This is a genomic window from Streptomyces sp. NPDC002156 (assembly GCF_053593675.1).
Genome location: NZ_JBSFDA010000054.1, coordinates 1 through 21,548, shown reverse-complemented (window position 1 = coordinate 21,548; position 21,548 = coordinate 1). Strand labels below are relative to the sequence as shown.

At 71.5% G+C, this 21,548-nt stretch carries 19 protein-coding genes and 1 pseudogene; 14 read left to right on the top strand and 6 right to left on the bottom strand.

Annotation, left to right across the window (positions count from 1 at the left end; genetic code table 11):
- Nucleotides 1-438: 438 nt before the first annotated feature.
- The gene (locus tag ACWCRB_RS22380) at nt 439-1,197 is read left to right on the top strand and encodes a TetR/AcrR family transcriptional regulator (protein WP_450997713.1); all 759 of its coding nucleotides are present in this window, start codon (nt 439-441) and stop codon (nt 1,195-1,197) included.
- Nucleotides 1,198-1,251: 54 nt separating this feature from the next.
- Here ACWCRB_RS22380 and ACWCRB_RS22375 read toward each other — a convergent pair whose 3' ends face one another.
- A complete protein-coding gene (locus ACWCRB_RS22375) occupies nt 1,252-2,700 on the bottom strand; it encodes an MFS transporter (protein ID WP_450997712.1) in 1,449 nt (482 codons plus the stop codon).
- 238 nt (nt 2,701-2,938) lie between these two features.
- Here ACWCRB_RS22375 and ACWCRB_RS22370 point away from each other — a divergent pair, with 238 nt between their 5' ends.
- From ACWCRB_RS22370 to ACWCRB_RS22350, 5 genes are all read left to right on the top strand, one after another.
- Nucleotides 2,939-4,027 (top strand): methyltransferase, encoded by a 1,089-nt coding sequence (locus ACWCRB_RS22370; RefSeq protein WP_450997711.1) that lies wholly within the window; start codon nt 2,939-2,941, stop codon nt 4,025-4,027.
- 140 nt (nt 4,028-4,167) lie between these two features.
- Nucleotides 4,168-5,787: a (2,3-dihydroxybenzoyl)adenylate synthase gene (locus tag ACWCRB_RS22365; RefSeq protein ID WP_450997710.1), complete on the top strand. Its 1,620-nt coding sequence runs from the start codon at nt 4,168-4,170 to the stop codon at nt 5,785-5,787.
- Between the two features lie 152 nt (nt 5,788-5,939).
- Nucleotides 5,940-7,505, top strand: a complete 1,566-nt coding sequence (locus tag ACWCRB_RS22360) for a tryptophan 7-halogenase (RefSeq protein ID WP_450997709.1) — start codon at nt 5,940-5,942, stop codon at nt 7,503-7,505.
- Nucleotides 7,502-7,777, top strand: a complete 276-nt coding sequence (locus tag ACWCRB_RS22355; RefSeq protein WP_450997708.1) for a phosphopantetheine-binding protein — start codon at nt 7,502-7,504, stop codon at nt 7,775-7,777. The genes ACWCRB_RS22360 and ACWCRB_RS22355 overlap by 4 nt, the downstream gene beginning before the upstream one ends.
- 77 nt (nt 7,778-7,854) lie before the next feature.
- A complete protein-coding gene (locus ACWCRB_RS22350) occupies nt 7,855-9,102 on the top strand; it encodes a cation:proton antiporter (RefSeq protein ID WP_450997742.1) in 1,248 nt (415 codons plus the stop codon).
- Here ACWCRB_RS22350 and ACWCRB_RS22345 read toward each other — a convergent pair.
- The 3 genes and pseudogenes from ACWCRB_RS22345 to ACWCRB_RS22335 form a co-directional block, all read right to left on the bottom strand.
- Nucleotides 9,084-9,156: pseudogene (locus ACWCRB_RS22345) on the bottom strand. The gene ACWCRB_RS22350 and the pseudogene ACWCRB_RS22345 sit on opposite strands and share 19 nt — an antisense overlap.
- Nucleotides 9,157-9,355: 199 nt before the next feature.
- Complete coding sequence (locus tag ACWCRB_RS22340; RefSeq protein ID WP_450997707.1) at nt 9,356-9,802, bottom strand: nitroreductase family deazaflavin-dependent oxidoreductase; 447 nt, start codon at nt 9,800-9,802, stop codon at nt 9,356-9,358.
- Nucleotides 9,803-9,957: 155 nt separating this feature from the next.
- A complete protein-coding gene (locus ACWCRB_RS22335) occupies nt 9,958-11,175 on the bottom strand; it encodes an acyl-CoA dehydrogenase family protein (protein WP_450997706.1) in 1,218 nt (405 codons plus the stop codon).
- Nucleotides 11,176-11,312: 137 nt separating this feature from the next.
- On the opposite strand from ACWCRB_RS22335, the gene ACWCRB_RS22330 reads away from it, so the two are divergent.
- From ACWCRB_RS22330 to ACWCRB_RS22300, 7 genes are all read left to right on the top strand, one after another.
- The gene (locus tag ACWCRB_RS22330; RefSeq protein ID WP_450997705.1) at nt 11,313-12,146 is read left to right on the top strand and encodes an enoyl-CoA hydratase/isomerase family protein; all 834 of its coding nucleotides are present in this window, start codon (nt 11,313-11,315) and stop codon (nt 12,144-12,146) included.
- Nucleotides 12,147-12,240: 94 nt separating this feature from the next.
- Complete coding sequence (locus tag ACWCRB_RS22325; RefSeq protein ID WP_450997704.1) at nt 12,241-12,873, top strand: hypothetical protein; 633 nt, start codon at nt 12,241-12,243, stop codon at nt 12,871-12,873.
- Complete coding sequence (locus ACWCRB_RS22320; RefSeq protein ID WP_450997703.1) at nt 12,870-15,491, top strand: putative PEP-binding protein; 2,622 nt, start codon at nt 12,870-12,872, stop codon at nt 15,489-15,491. Before ACWCRB_RS22325 ends, ACWCRB_RS22320 begins: the two co-directional genes overlap by 4 nt.
- Nucleotides 15,488-16,606 (top strand): acyl-CoA dehydrogenase family protein, encoded by a 1,119-nt coding sequence (locus ACWCRB_RS22315; protein ID WP_450997702.1) that lies wholly within the window; start codon nt 15,488-15,490, stop codon nt 16,604-16,606. The genes ACWCRB_RS22320 and ACWCRB_RS22315 overlap by 4 nt, the downstream gene beginning before the upstream one ends.
- Before the next feature lie 24 nt (nt 16,607-16,630).
- Nucleotides 16,631-17,065 (top strand): Zn-ribbon domain-containing OB-fold protein, encoded by a 435-nt coding sequence (locus ACWCRB_RS22310; RefSeq protein WP_450997701.1) that lies wholly within the window; start codon nt 16,631-16,633, stop codon nt 17,063-17,065.
- On the top strand, nt 17,062-18,216 hold the full coding sequence (locus ACWCRB_RS22305) for a thiolase family protein (RefSeq protein WP_450997700.1): 1,155 nt from the start codon (nt 17,062-17,064) through the stop codon (nt 18,214-18,216). The genes ACWCRB_RS22310 and ACWCRB_RS22305 overlap by 4 nt, the downstream gene beginning before the upstream one ends.
- 17 nt (nt 18,217-18,233) lie before the next feature.
- Nucleotides 18,234-18,938 carry an SDR family NAD(P)-dependent oxidoreductase gene (locus ACWCRB_RS22300; protein WP_450997699.1) on the top strand — a complete coding sequence of 235 codons (705 nt, stop codon included), beginning with the start codon at nt 18,234-18,236 and terminating at the stop codon, nt 18,936-18,938.
- 6 nt (nt 18,939-18,944) lie between these two features.
- Here the strand turns inward: ACWCRB_RS22300 and ACWCRB_RS22295 are convergent, their stop codons facing one another.
- On the bottom strand, nt 18,945-19,643 hold the full coding sequence (locus ACWCRB_RS22295) for a TetR/AcrR family transcriptional regulator (RefSeq protein ID WP_450997698.1): 699 nt from the start codon (nt 19,641-19,643) through the stop codon (nt 18,945-18,947).
- 145 nt (nt 19,644-19,788) lie between these two features.
- On the opposite strand from ACWCRB_RS22295, the gene ACWCRB_RS22290 reads away from it, so the two are divergent.
- Nucleotides 19,789-20,403 (top strand): TetR/AcrR family transcriptional regulator, encoded by a 615-nt coding sequence (locus tag ACWCRB_RS22290; RefSeq protein WP_450997697.1) that lies wholly within the window; start codon nt 19,789-19,791, stop codon nt 20,401-20,403.
- 26 nt (nt 20,404-20,429) lie between these two features.
- Here the strand turns inward: ACWCRB_RS22290 and ACWCRB_RS22285 are convergent.
- Nucleotides 20,430-21,548 (bottom strand): 2-oxo acid dehydrogenase subunit E2 (locus ACWCRB_RS22285; protein WP_450997696.1); only part of this gene is annotated, 1,119 nt, incomplete at its 5' end.

Here is a 21,548-nt window from a genome sequence, read left to right as displayed (position 1 = left end):
GCGCGGCAGAGGGCCAGTCGCGGAGCGGGAATTCAGCACGGCTCACACCTTCCGGCGTGAATTCGGCTGGGACCCCAGGTCGAAAGCAGCACGGAAGAACGTGAGAACAGAGTCGAATATCGCGAGAACAGGCAAGAAGGCTGCCGCGTATCCGAGACATCCCGGTCCCGGAGTCAAACACTCTGTCGCAGCATGTGCCACTCCCCACATACGGGAGCGGTCTTCACCGGCCAATAGGACGAGCGGTCGACAAGCTGCGGTGAAAGGGAGGGAGTTGAGCACGGTGTGCCATCACCGCGAGCAAATGTACGAGACGTGGACGCCGTCCGCAAGTTGCCTCTGGGAGTTTTCTTCTCGTCACGCGCGCCGCTCCCGCAGCCGCGCCCACCCCCGCCCCGGGGGTCACCCCGCACCGGGAGGTCCGGTACGTTCCCCATCATGGACCGGCAGGAACGCACGCACACCCGATCCCCGCTGCCCTGGGGCACGCTGAACCGCGATCAGATCGTGGTGGCGGCGCTCGACATCGCCCGGGACGAGGGCCTTGAGGCACTCAGCATCCGCCGTCTCGCGGACCGGCTCGGTGTCTCCCGCATGGCGCTGTACCGCCACATCTCCGACAAGGACGACCTGCTCGACCTGGTGGCGGACGCGATCGCCGACCGCGACCTGGCGGTGCCCGAGGCGGACGAGGGCTCCTGGGAGGAACGGCTGCGCACGCTGGCCCACGCGATGCGCTCCCAGTTGCTGGCCTACAAGGGCCTGACCGACCTGATCGTCACGCGCGGCAACCGCGGCCCCAGCGTGCTGAAGCTGACCGAGGCCATTCTGTCCATCCTCGACGACGCGGGGTTCGACGCCCACTGGGCGGCCCGCTACTACCAGTCCGTCATCGACGTGCTGGTCGGGCGCGTCCACCGCGAGCTGCACTCCGCCCTGACCAGCCCGGAGCGGGCCGAACGGATGACCGCCGCCGCAATGGCGCACCCGCCGGAGGCGTGGCCACGGCTTCGGGAGATCGGCCCGCATCTGCAGACGGTCACCGCGGAGGAGATCTACGAGACGGAGATCGAGCTCCTCATCGGAGGGCTGCGGTCCGCTCCTCAGCGCCGCAGCCGCTCCTCCCGGCCCCATCCGACCGGCGCCGACCCGGAGGACGAACATACCCTCGGCTGCCCTCTCTGCGAGAGCACCTGATCTCCGTACGGGATCGCCCGGCCCGCCGTACGCGAGGACCGCTCGCTTACGACCTCAGGCGTCCGCCGCCTCGGGCCGCGTGTACGCGGTGGCCCGACGCGGCAGGGCGAGGGTGGCGACGAGCGCTGCCGCGGCGACGAGCCCGAACAGGACGAATCCCCGGGTGTAGCCGGACTCGTCGGGCAGGGCCGGGATCCGGGGGGAGGGCGAGGCCACGAGCAGCGCCGACGCGATCTGGGCACCCAGGGCGCCGCCGACCGTCCTGACGATGGTGTTCACTCCGACCGCCACACCCGTGTGCCGGGGCTCGACCGAGCCCACCACCAGATTGCCCAGCGCCGCGAACGCCAGCCCGTATCCCGTCCCGACCAGCACTCCGGCCAGATAGAAGTCCCACACGCTGTCATGGGCGGCGGCGAGCCAGATGAAGGCCACAGCGGCGCACGCGGCTCCGACGCACAGCGGCATCCGCGGCCCGAACCGCTCCGTCAGACGACCGGACAAGGGGCTCGCGATCAGAGTGAACACACCCACGGGGAGCATCACGAGACCGGCACCGGCGGCCGAGAGGGTGAAGCCGTAGCCGCTCGCCTCGGGCGTCTCGACGAAGCGCGGGATCAGGGTGATCGAGCCGAACATCGCCGCTCCGACGATGAAGGCGATCAGGTTGGCGGCGGCGAACGCACGCACCTTCAGCAGCCGGAGGTCGACCAGCGGGTCCGCCGAGCGCAGTTCGACCGCCGCGAACACCGCCAGCAGGACGACGGCGCCGACGAACAGGGAGAGGATTCCGGCCGACTTCCAACCCCAGGTGTTCCCCTCACTGATCCCGAGCAGGAGGCAGACCAGCGCACCCGACAGAACCGCGGCACCGGCAAGGTCCATTCGACCGCCGGCGGCCCCCTTGCCGGTCGGCAGGAACCGGACACCGGCGAGCGCGGCAGCCGCGAGGACGACGGTCAGCCACGACAGGGACTCCGTACCGAAGGCCTCCACGAGTGGCCCCGCGATCACCATGCCGGCCGCGCCACCGACCCCGAACATCGCGCTCAGCACCGCCACCACCCGTGGGATGCGCGCGGGGGCGACGGAGGTGCGCACGATGCCCATCGCGAGCGGGAAGACGCCGCCCGCCACTCCCTGAAGCACCCGGCCGGTGATGAGCACACCCAGCGAGCCGGCATGAGTGCCCAGCGCCGCCACCAGGGCACCGACCGCGAACGAGACCAGGCAGCCGACCAGCACCCGCCGGTACCCGCGCGCGTCCCCGAGCCGGCCGGCTATCGGTACGGCGATGGCACTGGCCAGCATGAACGAGGTCAGCACCCAGGCCACACCGGTCGACGACGTACCGAGGTCGCCCTGCAGGCTGGGCAGGGCCGCGACGACGACCGTCTGCGCCAGGCTCGCGCCGAACGCAGCGAGGAGCAGCGCGGCCACCACTCCTCGTCCGCCGGACCCCGCCCCGGCCGGGCTCTCCACCTGTGTCTGTTGGGTGGTCACGTCACTTCCTCTGTGTGCGATCCGACTCACGTCTCCTTCGCAGGTTAAAAGTTGCGGACACTGTCCGCAAGGTTCGGTTCAAGCCAGGCAGATCACCGGACCCCGTTGCCGTCGGGACCGCCCGCCGTCAGGGTTTGACATCGCCGCGCCGCCAGATCGGCGCGTCGTCCCGGCCGAGGGCCGGCATCGACGCCCTCGCCGCGGCACACCACTCCCCCGCGACCTTCGAGGAGCACACATGCGCACCCACGAGAACCCGGGCGAGCGTTTCGCCCACGCTTTCGGCGCCCCCGAGGAGGGCGATCTGCTGGCCCGTCTCTACTCCCTGGCCGACGTCGTCACGCCGTTCGCGGTACGGGTCGTGGCCACGTTGCGGATTCCGGATCTGCTCGACGGCGGCCGTGCCTCCATCGGTGACCTCGCCACTCGGACCGGAGCGGACCCCGACGCGCTGCAGCGCGTGCTGCGCCATCTCGTGACCCGCTCAGTGGTGACCGAACCCGAGCCGGGCTCCTTCGCCATGACCGAGCTGGGTGAACTGTTGCGCGACGGACACCCGTCGGGACTGCGGGACTGGCTCGACCTGCGGGGCGGACTCGGCCGTTCGGACCAGGCGTTCAGCGGCCTGCTGGACTCGGTCCTCACCGGGCGTCCCGCCTTCGACGCGCTGTTCGGCCGGGACTTCTGGCAGGACCTCGCCGCGCAGCCGAACCGCCAAGCCGCCTTCGCCGCCCTCATGAGCAGTCAACTGCGCGTCGGAGCAGACGAGTTGGCGAAGGCTTACGCCTGGGACAGCGTCACGCACGTGGTCGACGTCGGGGGCGGCAACGGCCGCCAGCTGGCCGCGATCCTTCAGGCCCACCCCACGCTGCACGGCACGCTGCTCGACCTGCCCGAGACAACCGCCCAGGCCGGCCCGGTGCTCGCCGAGGCCGGGGTGGCCGACCGCACCACCGTCCGCCCCGGCAGCTTCTTCGACCCGCTGCCCGCCGACGCCGACGTCTATGTGCTCTCCCGCGTCCTGCACGACTGGAACGACGAGAAGGCGGCGGCCATCCTCGAACGCTGTGCCCAAGCCCTGGGCGACAGCGGGACGTTGCTGATCGTCGAACCCGTCCTGGACGACGAGGAGGTGGCTTACCCGCGCACGGACGTGGACCTGCGGATGCTCGTCACACTCGGCGGACGGGAGCGCTCGTTCGCCGACTTCGCCACGCTGGCGGCAGCGGCCGGGCTGCGGGCCGCCACCGTGGGCCGCACCTCTTCGGGCCGTCAACTCATCGAGTGCGTACGGGAGTCGGCGGAACAGCCGGGGAAGTCCCGATGACCTGTCAAATCGCTGTCAGTTGTTGACCGGGTACCGAGGGCTAACTAAGGTGGCCCTTGCCATCACCACCTCCACCGAGGTCGACGCCGACCTCGTCCCGCCATCTCTCCCCTCGTGCGGAGAGGTTCGGACAAGAGGTGATGCAAGTGCTTCCTGGCTGTCCCACCTGGCCACAGGAATTCGCCGAGCGCTACCGATCAGCAGGATTCTGGGGTGACGACACCCTGGGTTCGGTACTGCGCGAGCAAGCCCGGCGCCACGGTTCGAAAACCGCTGTGGTGTCCGGAGACCTCAGAGTGTCGTACTCCGAACTCGACCACCGTGCCGACCAGTTGGCCTCCGGTCTGCTTCGGCTGGGCATACGCAGGGACGACCGTGTCGTCGTCCAGCTCCCCAACGTCGCCGAGTTCCACGACGTGTGCTTCGCCCTGTTCCGGATCGGGGCCGTTCCCGTGATGGCCCTCCCCGCGCTACGCAGCAGCGAGATCACCCACCTGTGCGCCTCCACCGAGGCAGTCGCCTTCGTGGTGGCCGCCTCGGACGAGGGGTTCGACTTCCTCGGCCTGGCCGAGCAGGTGCGGGCCGCCGTACCGAGCCTGAAGTGGGTACTGGCCGCGGGCAGTTCACCCGGCGACAGCCGCTGCCTGCCCCTCGAGACCCTGTACGACGACCCCGCACCGGGCGACACGAACGGCCCCGCCCCGCACGACGTGGCCCTGCTCCAACTCTCCGGCGGCACCACGGCGTTGCCCAAACTCATCCCGCGCACCCACGCCGACTACCTCTACACCGCCCGGACCTGCGCGGAGATCAGCGGCTTCGACGAGGACAGCGTCTACCTGGCCGCGCTGCCCATGGCGCACAACTTCCCGCTCGTCTCACCGGGAGTCATCGGCGCCGTCACCGTGGGTGCGACCTGCGTCCTCGCCCCCTTACCCAGCCCGGACGTGGCTTTTCCGCTCGTCGCCGCCGAACGCGTCACCCACACCTCGGTCGTTCCGCCCCTGGCCCTGATCTGGCTGGAAGCCGTCTCCGACCGGCACGACCTGTCCAGCCTGCGGGTCCTCCAGGTGGGCGGTGCCAAGTGCAGCGCGGAGGTCGCCAAACGGATCCGGCCCACGCTCGGCTGCACCCTGCAACAGGCATTCGGCATGGCCGAGGGACTGATCTGCTTCACGCGCCTGGACGATCCCGAAGAGGTCGTCGTGCACACACAGGGCCGCCCCGTCTCTCCGGGCGACGAGTTCCGCATCGTCGACGCATCGGGCCAGGAGGTGCCCGAGGGCGAGACGGGCGAACTCCTCACCCGGGGCCCGTACACCATCCGCGGCTATTACCTCGCCGACGACCACAACGCCAGAACGTTTACTCCGGACGGCTTCTACCGGACGGGAGACCTCGTCAGGCTGCGCCCCGACGGCAACCTCGCCGTCGAGGGCCGGGCCAAGGACCAGATCAACCGCGGGGGCGAGAAGATCGCCGCCGAGGAAGTAGAGAACCACCTGCTGGCCCACCCTTCCGTGCACGACGCGGCCGTGGTCGCGCTGCCCGACGTCTTCCTCGGCGAGCGGTCCTGTGCCTATGTCATCCCCAGTGGTGCCGCGCCGAGCACCGCCGAACTCACCGCGTTCCTGCACGAGCGCGGCATCGCCGCCTACAAGGTTCCCGACCGGTTCAGGTTCGTCGACTCCTTTCCACTGACCGGCGTCGGCAAGGTGTCCAAGAAGGACCTGCGCACCGCGCCGGCCTCCTCGCGGTAGGGCTCTGCTCTCGTCGTCAGCCCGTCGCCCCGCACCACAACCCTCGTCCGGGTCTCACCGCGGCCACTCGACCGCGAGTCCCGTCACCTTCGTGACGCCTCGTCGTTTCCGCGCGCCTCCGCACGCACGCCAGCCCCCAGGGAGAGCTCTACATGACCATGCCCGCAACCTCCTCCGCGCCCGGGTCGCCGGAGTCCTTCGACGTCGTGGTGGTCGGCGGTGGACCTGGCGGCTCCACCACGGCCGCTCTCGTGGCCATGGCGGGCCACCGCGTCCTGCTGTTGGAGAAGGAGTCCTTCCCCCGCCACCAGATCGGCGAGTCCCTGCTTCCCGCGACAATCCACGGGATATGTCGTTTCCTCGGGGTCACCGAGGAGATGGAGAAGGCCAACTTCATGCCCAAGCGCGGCGGGACCTTCCGCTGGGGCTCCAACCCCGAGCCCTGGAACTTCCTGTTCGCCTACTCGCCGCTGATGTCCGGCCCCACTTCCACCGCCTACCAGGTCGAGCGGATGAAGTTCGACCAGATCCTGCTCGACAACGCCCGCCGCCTCGGCGTCGACGTACGCGAACAGTGCACTGCGGTGACGACGTCGACCGAAGGCGACCGGGTGACGGGCCTGCGCTGGACGGACCACGACGGCCAACTCCGCCAGGCCACCGCGCAGTTCGTCGTCGACGCCTCCGGCAGCAACAGCAAGCTGGCGCGCACGGTCGGCAAGCGCAACTACTCCGACTTCTTCCGCAACGTCGCTCTGTACGGCTACTACGAGGGTGGCAAACGGCTGCCCGGCCCCGACAAGGGCAACATCCTGTGCTGCGCGTGGGACGACGGCTGGTTCTGGTACATCCCCCTCACCGACACCCTCACCAGCGTCGGCGCGGTCGTCAACCGCTCCCAGGTCGGCGTCCTCTCCCGCGATCCGCAGGCCGCCATGGACCAGTTCATCGAGCGCGCGCCCATGATCAAGGACTACCTGTCCGAGGCCACGCGCGTCACCGAGGGGCCGTACGGAGAACTCCGCGTCCGCAAGGACTACTCGTACGCCATGGAACGCTTCTGGCAGCCCGGCATGGTCCTCGTCGGGGACGCCGCCTGCTTCGTCGACCCCGTCTTCTCCACCGGCGTCCACCTCGCCACCTACGGCGGGCTGCTGGCCGCCCGCTCGATCAACAGCGCCCTCGCCGGCACCCTGGAGGAGGAGCGCGCCTTCGGGGAGTTCGAGCGCCGGTACCGCCGCGAGTACGGCGTGTTCTACGAGTTCCTGCTCGCCTTCTACGACATGCAGCACTCGGAGGAGTCGTACTTCTGGCAGGCCCGCAAGGTGTCCCGGGCCGAGGCCACCGATCTGCGCGCCTTCGTCGAACTGGTCGGCGGTGTCTCCTCCGGCGAGTCGGCGCTCGTGGACCAGACCGCTTTGAAGGAGCGGTTCGGTTCCTCCTCCCGCGACCTCGCGGACGCCGTCACCAGGACCGGGCCCGCGCAGACCGAGAGCGGGGAGCAGATGGGCGAGTTGTTCGGCACCCGTGTCGTGTCGGAGGTGATGAAGGGCATGAACGAGATCCAGGCGCGCGCCTCCCTGGGCGGAACGTCCGCGCTGGAACGCCCTCTGTTCCCGGACGGGCTGGTTCCCTCGCCCGACGGCCTCGCCTGGGCCGTACCGTCGGTGGACGGCATCGAGCAGTCGGTGCTCGCGAACGGAGGCCCCGCGGCATGACCTCTCCGCAGCGGACCCTGACCCGGGAGCTGGTGCTGGCAGACCTCGCGGAGACGCTGGGTGAGGACATCGAGAGCATCGGGGACATCACGGAGATCGACGAGAGCGCCGACCTCGTCGGCCTCGGCCTCGACTCCATAAGGATGATGCACCTCATGGTGCTGTGGCGGCGCCACGGCGTCGAGGTCACCCTCCAGGAACTGTCCGCGAATCCGACCCTGAGCGGCTGGTGGAAGGCACTGGACCTTCCTCGCCGGCTCGAACAGGAGTGATCTCCGAGTCCGAGCGGATCGCCGCGAGCGTCCTGGCCGCCACCGGAACGGTCGTGGCGCTCGCGGCCCTGCTCTCCATGCTCACCCGGCGGCTCGGGCAGCCACCGGTCATCGGTCAGGTACTCGCCGGGATCACGCTCGGCCCGAGCGTTCTCGGGCAGGTTCCCTCCGACCCGAGCTCGCTGCTCGTACCGGACACGGCCCTCCCCTACCTCGGGGTCCTCGGACAGGTGACGCTCGTCCTGTTCATGTTCTCCGTGGGATGCGAACTGGACACGTCTCTGCTGCGGAACCAGGGCCGCACGGTCACCGCCGTCTCCGTCGCCGCGCTAGCCGTCCCCATCGCGTCGGGAGCGGCGCTGGGCTGGTTCGCGATCCATGCGGGGACCGCACCGGCCGGGACCGGGGACGGCTGGGTGTTTCCCCTCTATCTCGCGGTCGCCCTCTCCATCACGGCAATGCCGGTCCTCGCCAGCATCATCAAGGACCGCGGGCTGGCCGGAACCGTCCCTGGCACGGTGGCCACGGCGTCCGCGGCCCTGACCGATGTCGCCGGGTGGCTGCTGCTGGCCGGCGTCGTCGCGCTCGCCGGCCCCGGAGGCCGCCCGCCGGCCGTGCTGCTCGGCCTGCTGGCCTGCTACCTCCTGACAATGCTCGCCGTGGCCCGCCCGGTCCTGCGCATGACGTCCGTCGCTCCGGGCCTGAGGGACGGACCGCTCGTCGCGGTGGCCCTGCTGTCCGGGTGGGCCACCAGCGCACTCGGGCTGCACGCCGTGTTCGGCGCCTTCCTGGCCGGGCTCCTGATGCCCCGCCGGCCCGACGGGACGCCCGACCCCGAACTGGTCTCGTGGACGGAGCGCGTGGGCGGCCTGCTGCTGCCCGTCTTCTTCATCACCACCGGCTGGTCCGTCGACATCGGCGGCCTCGGAGCCGACGACGCCTTCCTCCTGCCGGCGTTGCTCACCGTAGCGATCGCGGCAAAACTGGGCGGTTGCGCGCTCGCGGCGAGGCTGAGCGGCCGGACCTGGCGTGAGAGCGCACTCGTCGGCGCGCTGATGAACACCCGCGGACTCACCGAACTCATCGCCCTCAACGTCGGCAAGGAGGCGGGTCTGTTGGACGACCGCTGGTACGCCCTGCTCGTCATCATGGCCGTCATCACCACCGCCATGACCGGCCCGCTCCTGACCTGGATCCGCAGGGCCGACGGACACGGTTCCCCGATCGGACACCCGGCCGGTGGCCTGGGCCTCGGACCGCAAAAGGGGCCCTCGCAGACTCTCGCCCGCGAAGACCCTTCGCACCGTCGGGACGACAGGATTTGAACCTGCGTCCCCTTGAGCCGGAACTCGTCGGGGTCGGTGAACCTCTCCGATCCGCGGTTTGCCGCAGCCCAGCACAAGTAGGCCGCCGCCGGGATGAGGCCAGGATCCCCGATGACTGTGTCGCGCACCTGCGGTCGGCGCAGCAATGGCGAAGGCATCCGCATGGCGCTGTACCAGGCAGCCCTTGGCCTCGCGCTTTCACGAAGTATGTTGTCCGACTGGCGGCCAGATAATAGGAGAGTGCTTCTGACTCCTACCCGTGTGTGGGCTCCAGGACGAAGACGGGGATCACGCGGTCGGTCTTCTCCTGGTATTCGGCGTACGGCGGATACGCGGCGACCGCGCGCTCCCACCACTCGGCCTTCTCGTCCGCCGTGACCTCACGTGCCGTCATGTCCTGGCGTACGGGCCCGTCCTGGAGCTCCACGTGCGGGTCGGACTTCACGTTGAAGTACCAGACCGGGTGATGCGGGAAGCCGCCCTTCGAGGCCACGGCCGCGTACCGCCCCTCGTGCTCCACGCGCATCAACGGGACCTTGCGGATCTTGCCGCTCCTCGCACCGCGCGTCGTGAGAATGACGACGGGCAGGCCCGTGTCCCAGAGCGTCGAGCCCTGCGTGCCGCCCGAACTCTCGTACAACTCGACCTGATCGCGCACCCACTGCGCCGGACTCGGCACGTACTCGCCCTCAAGAGGCATCGCATCCACCCCATCGTCACGTCACCAAAAGTGGTGCCCGAGTGGTGACCAGGTAAACGAAAAGCGTTCCTGACCAGCAAGAACGGGGATTGCCGAGGTCCTTGTTCCCGCTCCGGCGGAGACACTTCCCGAGTTCACGCGCATCGACGCCGTCATCAGCCGTCGGCAGCACCCGTGTGCGGTTGCCGGTAGGGCCGCACCGCGCGGCGCGCTATCGCAAAACGGTGTGTCTCCGACGGGCCGTCGTAGATGCGGAACGGCCGTACCTCCCGGTACAGGCGGGCCAGTGGGGCGTCGGCGGTCGAGATGCCGAGGGCTCCGCAGATCTGCACCGCCCGGTCGACCACGCGGTTGACCGCCTCCGCCACGAAGGTCTTGGACACCGAGGTGAGCTGTGAGGCGGCGGCGGAGCCGGTGTCCAGTTCCCAGGCGGTACGCAGGATCAGGGCGCGGCTCGCCTCGATGTCGATCTCGGAGTCGGCCAGCATCCCCTGGACCATGCCGAGGTCACCCAGCGCCGAGCCGAACGCCATCCGGCTCCCCGCCCGTTCCAGCGCGACCTCCTGGGCCCGGCGGGCCGCCCCCAGCCACCGCATGCAGTGGGTCATACGGGCGGGACCGAGCCGGACCTGGGCACCTTGGAAGCCGTGGTCCACGGCGCCGAGCACCTGCTCCTCCCCCACCACGCACTCCTCGAAGACGATCTCGCTGTGCCCCGCGAAGAGCGACTCGTCGAGGGTCTCGATGTTCCGGACGATGCGCATGCCGGGCGTGCCGGCGTCGACCAGGAACATGGTGGCGCCGCCCGGGTCACCGGGGCTGCCGGAGGTCCGGGCCATGACGATGGCGAAGCCGGCTCCCTGGGCACCGGTGATGAACCACTTGTGCCCGTCGATGCGCCAGCCGCCGGGAACCCGGGTCGCGGTGGTCCGCAGGGAGCGGGGGTCGGCACCCGCTCCCGGAGCCGGTTCGGTCATGGCGAAGCAGGACCGTGTCTCACCCGTGGCGAGCGGGCGCAGGTACTTCTGCTTCTGCTCCTCGGTGGCCACCTTCTCGAGCAGGTGCGCGTTGCCCTCGTCCGGGGCCGCGCAGTTCAGCGCCAGCGGTCCGAGCAGCGAGTAGCCCGCCGCTTCGAAGACCACCGCCTGCCCGCGCAGGTCGAGCCCGTGTCCGCCCCACCGCGTCGGTATGTGCGGGGCGAACACACCTGCCTCGCGGGCGGCTTTCTGCAGGGTCTCCCGAAGTGCCTCGGGGGCGTCGTGCACGGACCCGCCGCACTCACGCTCGGCCGGAATGACCACCTCGCGCACGAACTCGGCCGTCGACGTGGCGAGTTGAGCGACAGTCGGATCGACATCGAACTGGATGGGCACGGGGCCTCCCGCCGGCAGGCGTACGGGCATCGGCTCCCGTCGCGTTCTAGAAACTGTATAGCGTCTTTAGTATCTTGCCGGGAAGCGTCCGGCGAAGGGAAGCGCCCTGCGGCCGGAAGTCGACAGGAGAAACACCCATGAGCCTGCCCGTGAGCACCGACCCGGTCCGGATCGTCCGCCACCCCGACGGGGTCGTCGAGCTGCGGCTGGACGACCCCGGGCGGGGCAACGCCCTGGACCTGCGGACGGCCGAGGCGCTGCGGGACACCGTCTGCGAAGTGGCCGCGGACCCGGGTGGCGCGGTCCTGCTGCGGGCGGCGGGCAACAGCTTCTGCGTGGGCGGTGACCTGCGCGCCTTCGCCGGCCGCGCGGAGACCGGCACCTACGTACACGCGGTGGCGAGCGCCGCGCACGCCGCGATACAGACCCTGTACGAACTCCAGGTGCCGTTGGTGACCGCCGTGCGGGGCGCGGCCGCGGGCGGCGGGATCGGTCTCGCCCTTGTGGGCGACATCGTCCTGGCGGCCCGGTCCGCGCGGTTCCGGCTGGCGTACACGGCGATCGGACTCACGCCGGACTGCGGGGCGTCGTGGTTCCTGCCGCGTCTGGTGGGCCCTCGCCGGGCGGCGGACCTGATCCTGACCAACCGCGTCCTGACCGGCGACGACGCCGAACGGTGGGGCCTGGTCTCCCGGTGCGTGGACGACGAGGAACTGGACGGGGCGGCACACCGGACCGCGGCCGATCTGGCCGCCGGCGCCACCGGCGCACTGCGCGCCGCGAAGTGCCTGCTGCGCGCGGGTGCCGGTGACGAACTGCGCCACCACCTCGCCGAGGAGGCACGGTCGATCGCCGCCCTGGCGGACGGCCCGGAGGCACAGGACCGCATGGTGTCGTTCCTCGCCGCCCGGGGTCGCCCGAAGGCGGGTGACAGCCGGGCCGGTGGCCGGGAGTCTCGAAGTGTTTCTTGAGTGCCTCTTCACTAACAGGCCCGCCTGGGCGTAACCTCCGGGCAACACAGATCCGAGGAACCGGTCACCACAGAACCGGGGAAAAGGTGTGGCGATGCAATCTGCTGCCGTGGACCTTCCGGACGCACCCGACGAGCCCCGCACGGAGGCCGTCGTCGACCTCGTTCTGCGGGGCATGTGGCGCGGTCGGCCGGAGTCCGAGCACCGTCCGCTGGTCGATGCCGGGCTGGCGATGGTGAAAGGGCCGGTGGTGCTGCCGACCGAGCGTGCCAAGGCCGCGGCCGCGCAGCTGTTGCGGGTTCCCGCCGGCTCCGAGCAGGAGGAGCGGATCACCGCGGCGTACGAGGCGTTCCTGCCGGTCAACCGGAAGATCCGGGACGTGTGCACGGCGTGGCAGTGCCGCCCCGACGGCACCGCCAACGACCACTCCGACGACGTCTACGACGCCGGGGTGCGCGAGTCGCTGGAAGACGTGCACGAGGCCATCCAGCCTGTGCTGCGCCGGCTGGACCAGGTGCTCGCGGGGAGCGGGCAGTACCTGACGGCACTGGAGGAAGCCCTCGACCGCTTCGACGACGGCGCGCCGGCGTGGCTGGCCTCGCCGCTGTGCGACTCGTACCACACCGTGTGGATGCGGCTGCACCAGGAGCTGCTGCTGGTGCTGGGCATCAGCCGGGCCGAGGACGAGGCCCGCGAAGAGGAACTGGTCACAGGGAGCCGGGGTTGAGCCTCATCGACAGCGAGGCGGGCCCGCTCGCAGAGTCCGGGGAGCCTCTCGCGCCCTGCGGGACCCCCGGGACCGCAGCAACCACCGCTGCTCCCGGCCGGACCCTGGTGCCCTACGGGCAGGGACGGAGCCGGGGCCTCGACGCCGACGAGCTGGGCGCGCACGGCGCGGCGATGGACCGGCTGGTGGCCCTGGGGCTGCCGGTCGTGCCGGGGCTCACCGTGCCCGCCGGCGCCGCCGCGTCGCTGTGCGAGACCGGCACCGCCGAAGCCGCCGTCGAGTTGGTCGAACAGCTCTCGGGGCGGCGTATCGGGGACGCGGCCCGGCCGCTGCTGCTGCGTCTGTCGGCGAGTGCCCCTACCGAGATCGCCGGACTGCCGCCCGACCTGGCCTGTCTCGGCATCGTCCCCGGCCGTGCCGACGACCTGTGCGCCGTCATCGGAAGTGCGGACGCCCTGTACGAGGTGTGGGCCACCACCGTGCGCATGATCGCCGAGTACGCCCTCGGCGTGCCCGCCGTTGTGCTCGACGACGCCCTTCTGGACACGTCCGGGGCACGGGCACGGGTGCAGGTGCTTCTGTCCCTGGTGGCCGAGCACGGCTCCCGGCCCTTCCCCGACGACCCGGCGCAGCAGCTCGCGCTGGCCGCCCGTGCCCTCCTCGGCCGGTGGGACTCGCCTCGCGCGAGAAGGTCCCGCCGGTCCCAGCGGCTCCCCGCCGAGCTGGCCGTCGCCCTGCATGTGCAGGCCCTGCGCATCGGCCCTGCGGACCACTCGGGCTACGGCACGGCCGTCAGCCGCGACTCCGAGACCGGGCGCCTCTCCCCCCGGGGCTCCTTCTTCCGGGGTGTGCGCCGCAGCGCCCCGCCGCCGCACTCCGGTGAGCCGCTGGAACGGCTCGCGGGCGGCACCGCGCTCCTTGAGCACTCCCTGCTCACCCTGGAGCGCCATCTGCGCGCGCCGGTGTCGGTCGACTTCGAGGTGCGCGACGACGAGATCTCGCTGCTCGCCGCCTCGGCGCAGCCCCGCCCGCCGCTCCGGGCCTCGGTGTGTCTGGCCGCGGACCTGGCCCGGGACGGGGCGATCGGCCGTGACGAGGCCGTACGACGGATCACACCCGCGCAGGTGCAGGAACTGCTGCACCCTCAACTGCGGTTGACCGGCGGGGAGGAGCTCCTGGTGAAGGGGCTGCCCGCGTCGCCGGGGGCGGCGACCGGAGCGGTCGCGCTGTCCAGCGAGCGTGCCCTCGAACTGGCCGCCGACGGTACGCGGGTCGTGCTCGTGGCCGCCGAGACGAACCCGGCGGACGTCCCCGGGATGCTGGCCTCCGTCGCCGTACTGACCGGCAGCGGCGGTATCGCCTCGCACGCCGCCGTGGTGGCACGGGGCGCCGGCAAGCCCGCGGTGTGCGGCGCCGAGGGGCTGCGCGTGGACGCGGCCGACGGGACGGTCCGCTTCGGGGAGCGGGTGGTGCGCGAGGGCGACCCGGTCTCGCTGGACGGCCGTACCGGCGCCGTCTACGCGGGGACGCTGAGCGTCAGTGTGGCCGGACCGCCGCCGGAACTGTCCACGCTGCTGGAGTGGGCGGACGACACGCGCCGGCTGGGCGTGCGGGTCAACGCCGACACGGCCGCCGAGGTGGAGACGGCCCTCGCCCTGGGCGCGGAGGGTGTCGGGCTGTGCCGTACGGAACACCAGTTCCTGGGCGAGCGGCTGCCGCTGATCCGCCGGGTGCTCCTGGCCGCCGACCCGGCCGCCCGCGACGAGGCGCTGGTCGCGCTGGAGCGCGCCCAGCACGAGGACTTCACGGCGCTGCTGACCGCCGTAGGAAACCGTCCGGTGACCGTGCGCCTGCTGGACGCCCCGCTGCACGAGTTCCTGCCCGCCCCCGGGCAGGCCCTGGACGCGGCCGAGGAGCAGCGGGCCGCCGCGCTGCGCGAGGCGAACCCGATGCTCGGGCTGCGCGGGGTGCGGCTGGCGTTGCTGCACGAGAGGCTCTACCCGGCGCAGGCCGAGGCGCTCTTCACTGCCTGGGCCGATGTCTCCGCCACCGGCGTCCGGCCGGAGCTGGAGGTGATGATCCCGCTGGTCAGCCTGCCGGAGGAACTGGCCGCCGCAGCCGCGTACGTACGCGGTGCCGCCGACGCGGTCGCCGCCCGTACCGGGGTGGAGGTCCCGTACCGGCTCGGCACGATGATCGAGACGCCGCGGGCGGCGCTGCTGGCCGGCGAACTCGCCGAGCACGCCGAGTTCTTCTCCTTCGGCACCAACGACCTCACGCAACTCACCTACGGGTTCTCCCGGGACGACGTCGAGCGCCAGGTGCTCGCCAACTACCAGGAGCGCGGGTTCCTGACCGCCAGCCCGTTCGCCCGCCTCGATCCGCACGGGGTCGGTGCGCTGATCGCCCTGGCGGTCGAGCGGGCACGGGCGGTGCGGCCAGGCATCAAGCTGGGCGTGTGCGGTGAGCACGGCGGGGATCCCGAGTCGATCGCGTTCTGCGACGGCCTCGGTCTCGACTACGTCTCCTGTTCCGCACACCGCGTGCCGGTGGCCCGGATGGCGGCAGCGCACAGTGCCCTGCGGGAGCGGTACGGCGACGGCGGGAGCGCACGATGACAAGCACCGTGACCGACAGCACTGCCTTGTCGGACACCGAGCTGGAGGATCTGCGCGAGACCGTTCGGTCGGTGTGCGCGGACGCCGGCGGCACCGCCGCGGTACGGCGGTTGTCCGAGGAGGCTCCCGGTATCGACGCCGGGCTGTGGGAGGCCCTCGGCGGGCAGGTCGGCCTCGCGGCCCTCGGTCTGCCCGAGGCGGCGGGAGGCATCGGCGGCCTCGCCGAGATCGCCGTCGTCTGCGAGGAGTTGGGCAGGACCCTGGCGCCGGTCCCGCTGCTGTCCTCCACCGTGCTGGCCGGGCAGGTACTGGCCGGCTGCGGTACGGCCGACAAGGCGCTGGCCAGGCTGGCCGATGGCACCGTGCACGCCCTGGCGGTGGCCGCGCCCGACGGGACATGGCGGGCCGACGCCGTGCCGGTGGCCGTCTCGTGGCAGGGCAGCGTCCCCCTGCTGCACGGCACCGCGCCGTTCGTCCTCGACGGCGCCGACGCCCAGGCGCTGGTGGTGGCCGCGGCCGGGACCGACGGCGTCGACCTCTTCCTGGCCGACCCGCGCGAGCCGGGGGTCACCGTGCGCCGGGTACCCACCCTGGACCTCAGCCGGGGCCAGGCGGTGATCACCTTCTCCGGCGCCCGGGTCCGGACGCTGACCGCCGGCGGCGAGGGGGCGGACGTCGTCTCCCGCGCCCTGGACGTGGCCCTGGTGGCGCTGGCCGCCGAGCAACTGGGCGGAGCACAGGCCGCGTTGGACATGACGGTGGCCCATGTGCGCGACCGTACCCAGTTCGGCAGGGCGATCGGCGGCTTCCAGGCGGTCAAGCACGCCTGCGCCGACATGCTGCTCCAGGTCGAGGCCGCCCGGTCGGCCGTCGTGCGCGCGGTCCTGGTGGACGGCTCGCCACAGGCGCTGGCCGAGGCGGCTGCGGTGGCACAGGTGTGGTGCGGCGAGGCGTTCGTCTCCGTCGCCGCCGAGTGCGTGCAGCTCCACGGCGGGATGGGCTTCACCTGGGAGCACGACGCGCACCTGTACTTCCGGCGCGCCCAGTCCGACGCGGTCCTGCTGGGTGGCGCCGCACACCATCGTGAACGGCTGGCCGGGCTGCTGGGCTGGTGACGTGGAAGAAAGGAGGGACGGAACATGACCACCAGGCTCATCGACAAGTCGTTGTTCGAAGACGAGGAGTTCGACGGCGGGGACGCACCACGTCTCGCGGGCGCCCGCTGCTCCGGCTGCCGCACCGTCGTCTTCCCCCGGCAGGACTCGTGCCCCAGGTGTTCGGGCGGGGTGATGTCCGCGCACGTGCTGCCGGTGAGCGGGCGCGTGTGGTCGTGGACGCTCCAGGCGTTCGCGCCGAAACCGCCGTACCGGCCGCCCGTCGACGGCCACCGGCCGTACCACGTGGGCTATGTGGACCTCGGTGAGGTGCTGGTCGAGGCGCTGCTTGCGGTTCCCCGCGCGGAGATCAGGATCGGTCTGCCGGTCCGGCTGACCACGCTGCCCGCGTACCGGGACGAGGACGGAACCGACGTGATGACCTTCGCGTTCCGCCCGGAGCCGGGCGGGGAGCGATGAGCCGGCCCGACGACGTGTACGTGGTCGGCTGCGGCATGCATCCCTTCGGCCGCGACGAGAGCGTCACCGGAATGGACATGGCCGAGCGTGCGATACGCGAGGCACTCGCCGACGCCGGTGTCGGCTGGGAGGACATCGGCTACGCGGCCGGCGGCTCCGACGTGTCCGGCAAGCCCGACACCCTGGTGGGCCGACTGGGCCTGACCGGCGTGCCGTTCGTCAATGTGCAGAACGGCTGCGCGACCGGTGCCTCCACCGTGCTCGCGGTGGCCAACGCACTGCGCGCGGGCGAGGCCTCCCTGGGACTGGCGGTGGGGTTCGACAAGCACGAACGGGGTGCGTTCCACGTCTCCGCCGCCCGCTACGGCCTGGGCGACTGGTACGCCGAGACCGGCATGATGCTCACGACGCAGTTCTTCGCGCTGAAGACCCAGCGGTACCTGTACGAACACGGGATCTCGGAGCGGGCGTTGGCGATGGTCGCCGCGCGGGCCTTCCGCAACGGCTCGCACCACCCCCTGGCCTGGCGGCGCAAGCCGCTGACGGAGCAGGAGATCCTGGACTCCGCCGAAGTCAGTCCTCCGCTCACCCAGTACATGTTCTGTTCGCCCGGACAGGGTGCCGCTGCCTTGGTGCTGGCGCTCGGCGACCGTGCGTTCGACCTGTGCGAACGACCGGTCAGGCTGGCGTCGTTGGCCTTCCGGACCCGGCGGTTCGGTTCGTTCGAGGTGTTCTCGCCCTGGCTGCCGCCGGGACCGCACCGCAGCCCCAGCGTCGACGCCGCGGAGGCGGCTTTCCGAACGGCCGGAGTCCGGCCCGCCGACGTACAGGTCGCCCAGTTGCAGGACACCGACAGCGGCTCGGAGCTGATCCACCTGGCGGAGACCGGACTGTGCGGCCACGGCGAGCAGGAGGAACTGCTGGCCGCCGGGGCCACCGACCCCACGGGCCGCATACCGGTCAACACCGACGGCGGCTGTCTGGCCGGCGGCGAGCCCGTCGGCGCCTCCGGGTTGCGCCAGTTCCACGAGGTCGTACGGCAGTTGCAGGGCCGGGCGCCCGGTGTGCAGGTGCCGGGCGCGCCCCGGGTGGGGTTCACCCATGTGTACGGGGCGCCCGGCATCAGCGCGTGCTCGGTCCTGACGGTGTGAGAGGCGGCGGGCGAGACATGCGGCAGGGTGACAGAACCGCGCTGGTGACCGGCGGGGCACGCGGCATCGGCCTGGAGATCGGCCGGCAGCTCGCGGACCGGGGACTTCGGGTCCTGGTCGGGGCGAGGCAACGGAAGGCGGCCGAGGAAGCGTGCCGCGCCATCGGCCCGACGGCACTGCCGCTGGCCCTGGACGTGACCTCCGCGACGAGCGTCGCCGAAGCGGTCCGGGAGTACCGGGAGCTGACCGGCGGGATCGACGTCCTCGTGAACAACGCGGGAGTGTCCCTGGACGGGGAACTGCGGCCCCCGTACATCGACGAGGACATCCTGCGCGCGACCCTGGAGACGAACCTCACCGGCGCCTGGCGCGTGGCGCAGGCCGTCGTCCCGGGCATGGTGGAAGCCGGTTACGGCCGGGTCGTGAACCTCACCAGCTCGTACGGTTCGCTGACGCTGATGGACTCCGGCCGGCACCCCGCCTACCGGATCTCCAAGACGGCGCTCAACGCACTGACCCGGATGCTCGCGGCCGAGCTGGCCGGCACGGGTGTCCTGGTCAACGCCGCCGACCCCGGCTGGACCCGCAGCGGCATGGGCGGCCCGTCCGCCCCGCGCGGGCCGGAGGAGGGTGCGGACACCCCGGTCTGGCTGGCGACCCTTCCCGAGGGCGACGGGACGACGGGCGGGCTGTTCGCCGAGCGCAGGCCGCTGCCCTGGTGAACCGTCTCAGGTCCGTGCCGTGGCCGGCTCCACCGACTGAGTCGGCTGCTTCGACTGCGCCGGCTGTGTCGGCTTCTGCTCGGCGGCGACGATGCGCAGCGCCAGCTCCCTGACCGCCTCCAGCACGGACCGGGAGGGCAGCTGGGACAGTGGTCCCCCCTCCGCCCGCAGCGCGGTGACCAGCATGGTCGTACTGATCAGTGTGCGGACCGCGAGCGCCTGTGCCGCGTGCCGGGCCTTCGCCGCCCGGGGGCTGCGCGTGGTGCCCTCGGGCAGATAGTCGTAGCCACGCTGGATGTGCCGCTGCTCGAACTCGTCCCGCAGTACCTTCACGCTGCCGTTGGCGGAGGCGACCTGGACCTGGTACAGCCGGGCCTCGTCCGGGTTCTGTTCCACCCACTCCCACACGGCGTCGATGACGCGGACCAGGCCCTCCGCGTCACCCGGCTCGGACTCCGGCCGGGCCGCCTCCACGACCGCGTTCAGCTGGTCGAAGACCCGGCGCATGGCGAGTTCGAGCAGCTCCTCCTTGCCGTCGAAGTGGTAGTAGACGGCCGTGGGGACCACATGAGCCTCGTCGGCGATGTCCTGGATGCTGGTCTCCGCGAACCCGTTGCGGCCGAACACACGCACGGCGGCGGTGATGATGTGCTGCCGACGCGAGGGTCGGTGGGCGGGCTGCTTGCCGTTCTTCGTGGTGGCCATCATGCTCCCTGCCGACTGGCGTGAACCCCCGTGTCCGTGGGCCCTGCGTACTGACCAGTGTATCCAGTAACTCCAACCGCCCGTCCGCATAATTCCTGCTGCGCATTGGCCTCTGGCGCACCGAGGTCCCGGCATACTTGACAGCATGACGACATCCGGAACCCGAGCCGCTCACCGCCCCTCGCGCAAGCAGTGGGTGATCGAGGCGGCCACGGAGCTGTTCGCCACGCAGCCGCCGGACGAGGTGACGGTGGCCGACATCGCCGCTCGCGCGGAGATGACCTCGGCGGCGGTGTACTACCACTTCTCCTCCAAGGACCAGGTCCTGGCGGAGGCCATGCGGGCGTTCGCCGCCGCGCTGCGCGAGCAGTTGCAGGCGATCACACAGGCCCACGAACCCGGCTCGGACATCGGAACGTCCGTCACCACGCTGCTGGCCTGGATGGGCGAGCACCGGTCCGCCGCCACCGTGTTCTTCGTGTCGTCGGCCGGTATGAGCCAGGACTCGGAGGCGCTGCGTCAGGAGAGCCGTACGGAGTTGCTGGACGAGCTGGTGCGGTTGACCCGCAAGGCCCGCGACACCGTCTCCGACGCCGAGGCGGCGGTGGTCGGCCTGGGCCTGCTGGCGCTGCTGGAGACCGCGGCGATCTCCCAGGTCCGGGGCGACGACGTCTACCGGTCGCTGGGGCACCGCTCGTTCGTCCGCGAGGTCGGCGAGCTCGCGGAGCGGATCGCGGACCCGGCCGCACAGGCCTCGTAGGCCTGGCGGCCTCAGCAGATCTCGGCTCACACCAGCAGGCGGAGGGGCCTGCTCAGCAACTCACCGACCGTGCGCAGATACTCGGCGGCCGGCGCCCCGTCGACGGCACGGTGGTCGAAGGTGAGGCTCAGGGTGAGCACCCGCGTCCGCAGCGGCCGGTCGTCCACCCACTCGACGCCGTCCCTGAGCCTGCCCACTCCGAGGATCGCGACATTGCCGGGGTTGATCACAGGAGTGAAGAAGTCGACGCCGTATCCGCCGAGGGACGTGACGGTGAAGGTGGCCCCTTCCAGCTGGGCCGGGGAGATCCGCCCCTCGCGCGCGGCCTGGGCCAGGGCCCTCGACCGGCGGGCGATCTCGGGCAGCGGCAGCGCCACCGCGTCCTCGATCACCGGGACCATGAGGCCGCCCGGAACGGCCACCGCGAAGCCCAGGTGAACGCCTTCGAGCAGATGGACGCCGTCCTCCCGCACCGTCGCGTTGAGCAGCGGGTGCTCGCGCAGGGCCAGGGCAGCGGCCTTCAGCAGGAAGTCGTTGAGGCTGGGCACCGGCAGTTCGCTGTCGGCCCACTCCTCCTTGAGCCGGTCCCGCAGGGAGACCACGGCGTCCATCCGCACCTCGTAGCCGTGCGTCAGCTGTGCCATCTCCTGGAGGCTGGCGTGCATCCTGCGGGCGATGGTGCCGCGCATTCCGGTGAGCGGAAGGACGTCGCCGGCCTGCGGAGGCGCCGCGTTCCGGCGAACAGGCGCAGGCGTGACGGCGTCGAGGTCGGACCGGCGGATCCGGCCGCCCGGCCCGGTGCCGTTCACCTCGGAGAGGTCGATGTCCCGTTCCTTGGCCAGCTTGCGGACCAGCGGCGAGTAGGAGGTACCGCCCTGTGGGGCCGCCGCGACCAAGTTGTCGGGGACAGCCGCGAGGAACTCCTCCACGTCCTCGGAGACGATCCGCCCGCCCGGCCCCGTCCCGCGTACGGCGGTGAGGTCGACGTCGGCGGCCACGGCGACGCGCCGGGCGTTGGGCGAGGACAGCAGCCGGCCACCGATGCCGTTGACGAAGGACGCCGCGCCGACACCGCCGATGCCGGGGGCCGCACCGGTGCCGGTGAGGGTCGGCGGGACGCCCGCACCCGCACCGCCGCCGGGGGC

What these genes read in the sequence shown, in the direction of transcription:
- ACWCRB_RS22380 (WP_450997713.1), top strand. Translation starts at nt 439, where the DNA reads ATGGACCGGCAGGAACGCACGCACACCCGATCCCCGCTGCCCTGGGGC.
- ACWCRB_RS22370 (WP_450997711.1), top strand. Translation starts at nt 2,939, where the DNA reads ATGCGCACCCACGAGAACCCGGGCGAGCGTTTCGCCCACGCTTTCGGC.
- ACWCRB_RS22365 (WP_450997710.1), top strand. Translation starts at nt 4,168, where the DNA reads ATGCAAGTGCTTCCTGGCTGTCCCACCTGGCCACAGGAATTCGCCGAG.
- ACWCRB_RS22360 (WP_450997709.1), top strand. Translation starts at nt 5,940, where the DNA reads ATGACCATGCCCGCAACCTCCTCCGCGCCCGGGTCGCCGGAGTCCTTC.
- ACWCRB_RS22355 (WP_450997708.1), top strand. Translation starts at nt 7,502, where the DNA reads ATGACCTCTCCGCAGCGGACCCTGACCCGGGAGCTGGTGCTGGCAGAC.
- ACWCRB_RS22350 (WP_450997742.1), top strand. Translation starts at nt 7,855, where the DNA reads ATGCTCACCCGGCGGCTCGGGCAGCCACCGGTCATCGGTCAGGTACTC.
- ACWCRB_RS22340 (WP_450997707.1), bottom strand. Translation starts at nt 9,802, where the DNA reads ATGCCTCTTGAGGGCGAGTACGTGCCGAGTCCGGCGCAGTGGGTGCGC.
- ACWCRB_RS22330 (WP_450997705.1), top strand. Translation starts at nt 11,313, where the DNA reads ATGAGCCTGCCCGTGAGCACCGACCCGGTCCGGATCGTCCGCCACCCC.
- ACWCRB_RS22325 (WP_450997704.1), top strand. Translation starts at nt 12,241, where the DNA reads ATGCAATCTGCTGCCGTGGACCTTCCGGACGCACCCGACGAGCCCCGC.
- ACWCRB_RS22315 (WP_450997702.1), top strand. Translation starts at nt 15,488, where the DNA reads ATGACAAGCACCGTGACCGACAGCACTGCCTTGTCGGACACCGAGCTG.
- ACWCRB_RS22310 (WP_450997701.1), top strand. Translation starts at nt 16,631, where the DNA reads ATGACCACCAGGCTCATCGACAAGTCGTTGTTCGAAGACGAGGAGTTC.
- ACWCRB_RS22305 (WP_450997700.1), top strand. Translation starts at nt 17,062, where the DNA reads ATGAGCCGGCCCGACGACGTGTACGTGGTCGGCTGCGGCATGCATCCC.
- ACWCRB_RS22300 (WP_450997699.1), top strand. Translation starts at nt 18,234, where the DNA reads ATGCGGCAGGGTGACAGAACCGCGCTGGTGACCGGCGGGGCACGCGGC.
- ACWCRB_RS22295 (WP_450997698.1), bottom strand. Translation starts at nt 19,643, where the DNA reads ATGGCCACCACGAAGAACGGCAAGCAGCCCGCCCACCGACCCTCGCGT.
- ACWCRB_RS22290 (WP_450997697.1), top strand. Translation starts at nt 19,789, where the DNA reads ATGACGACATCCGGAACCCGAGCCGCTCACCGCCCCTCGCGCAAGCAG.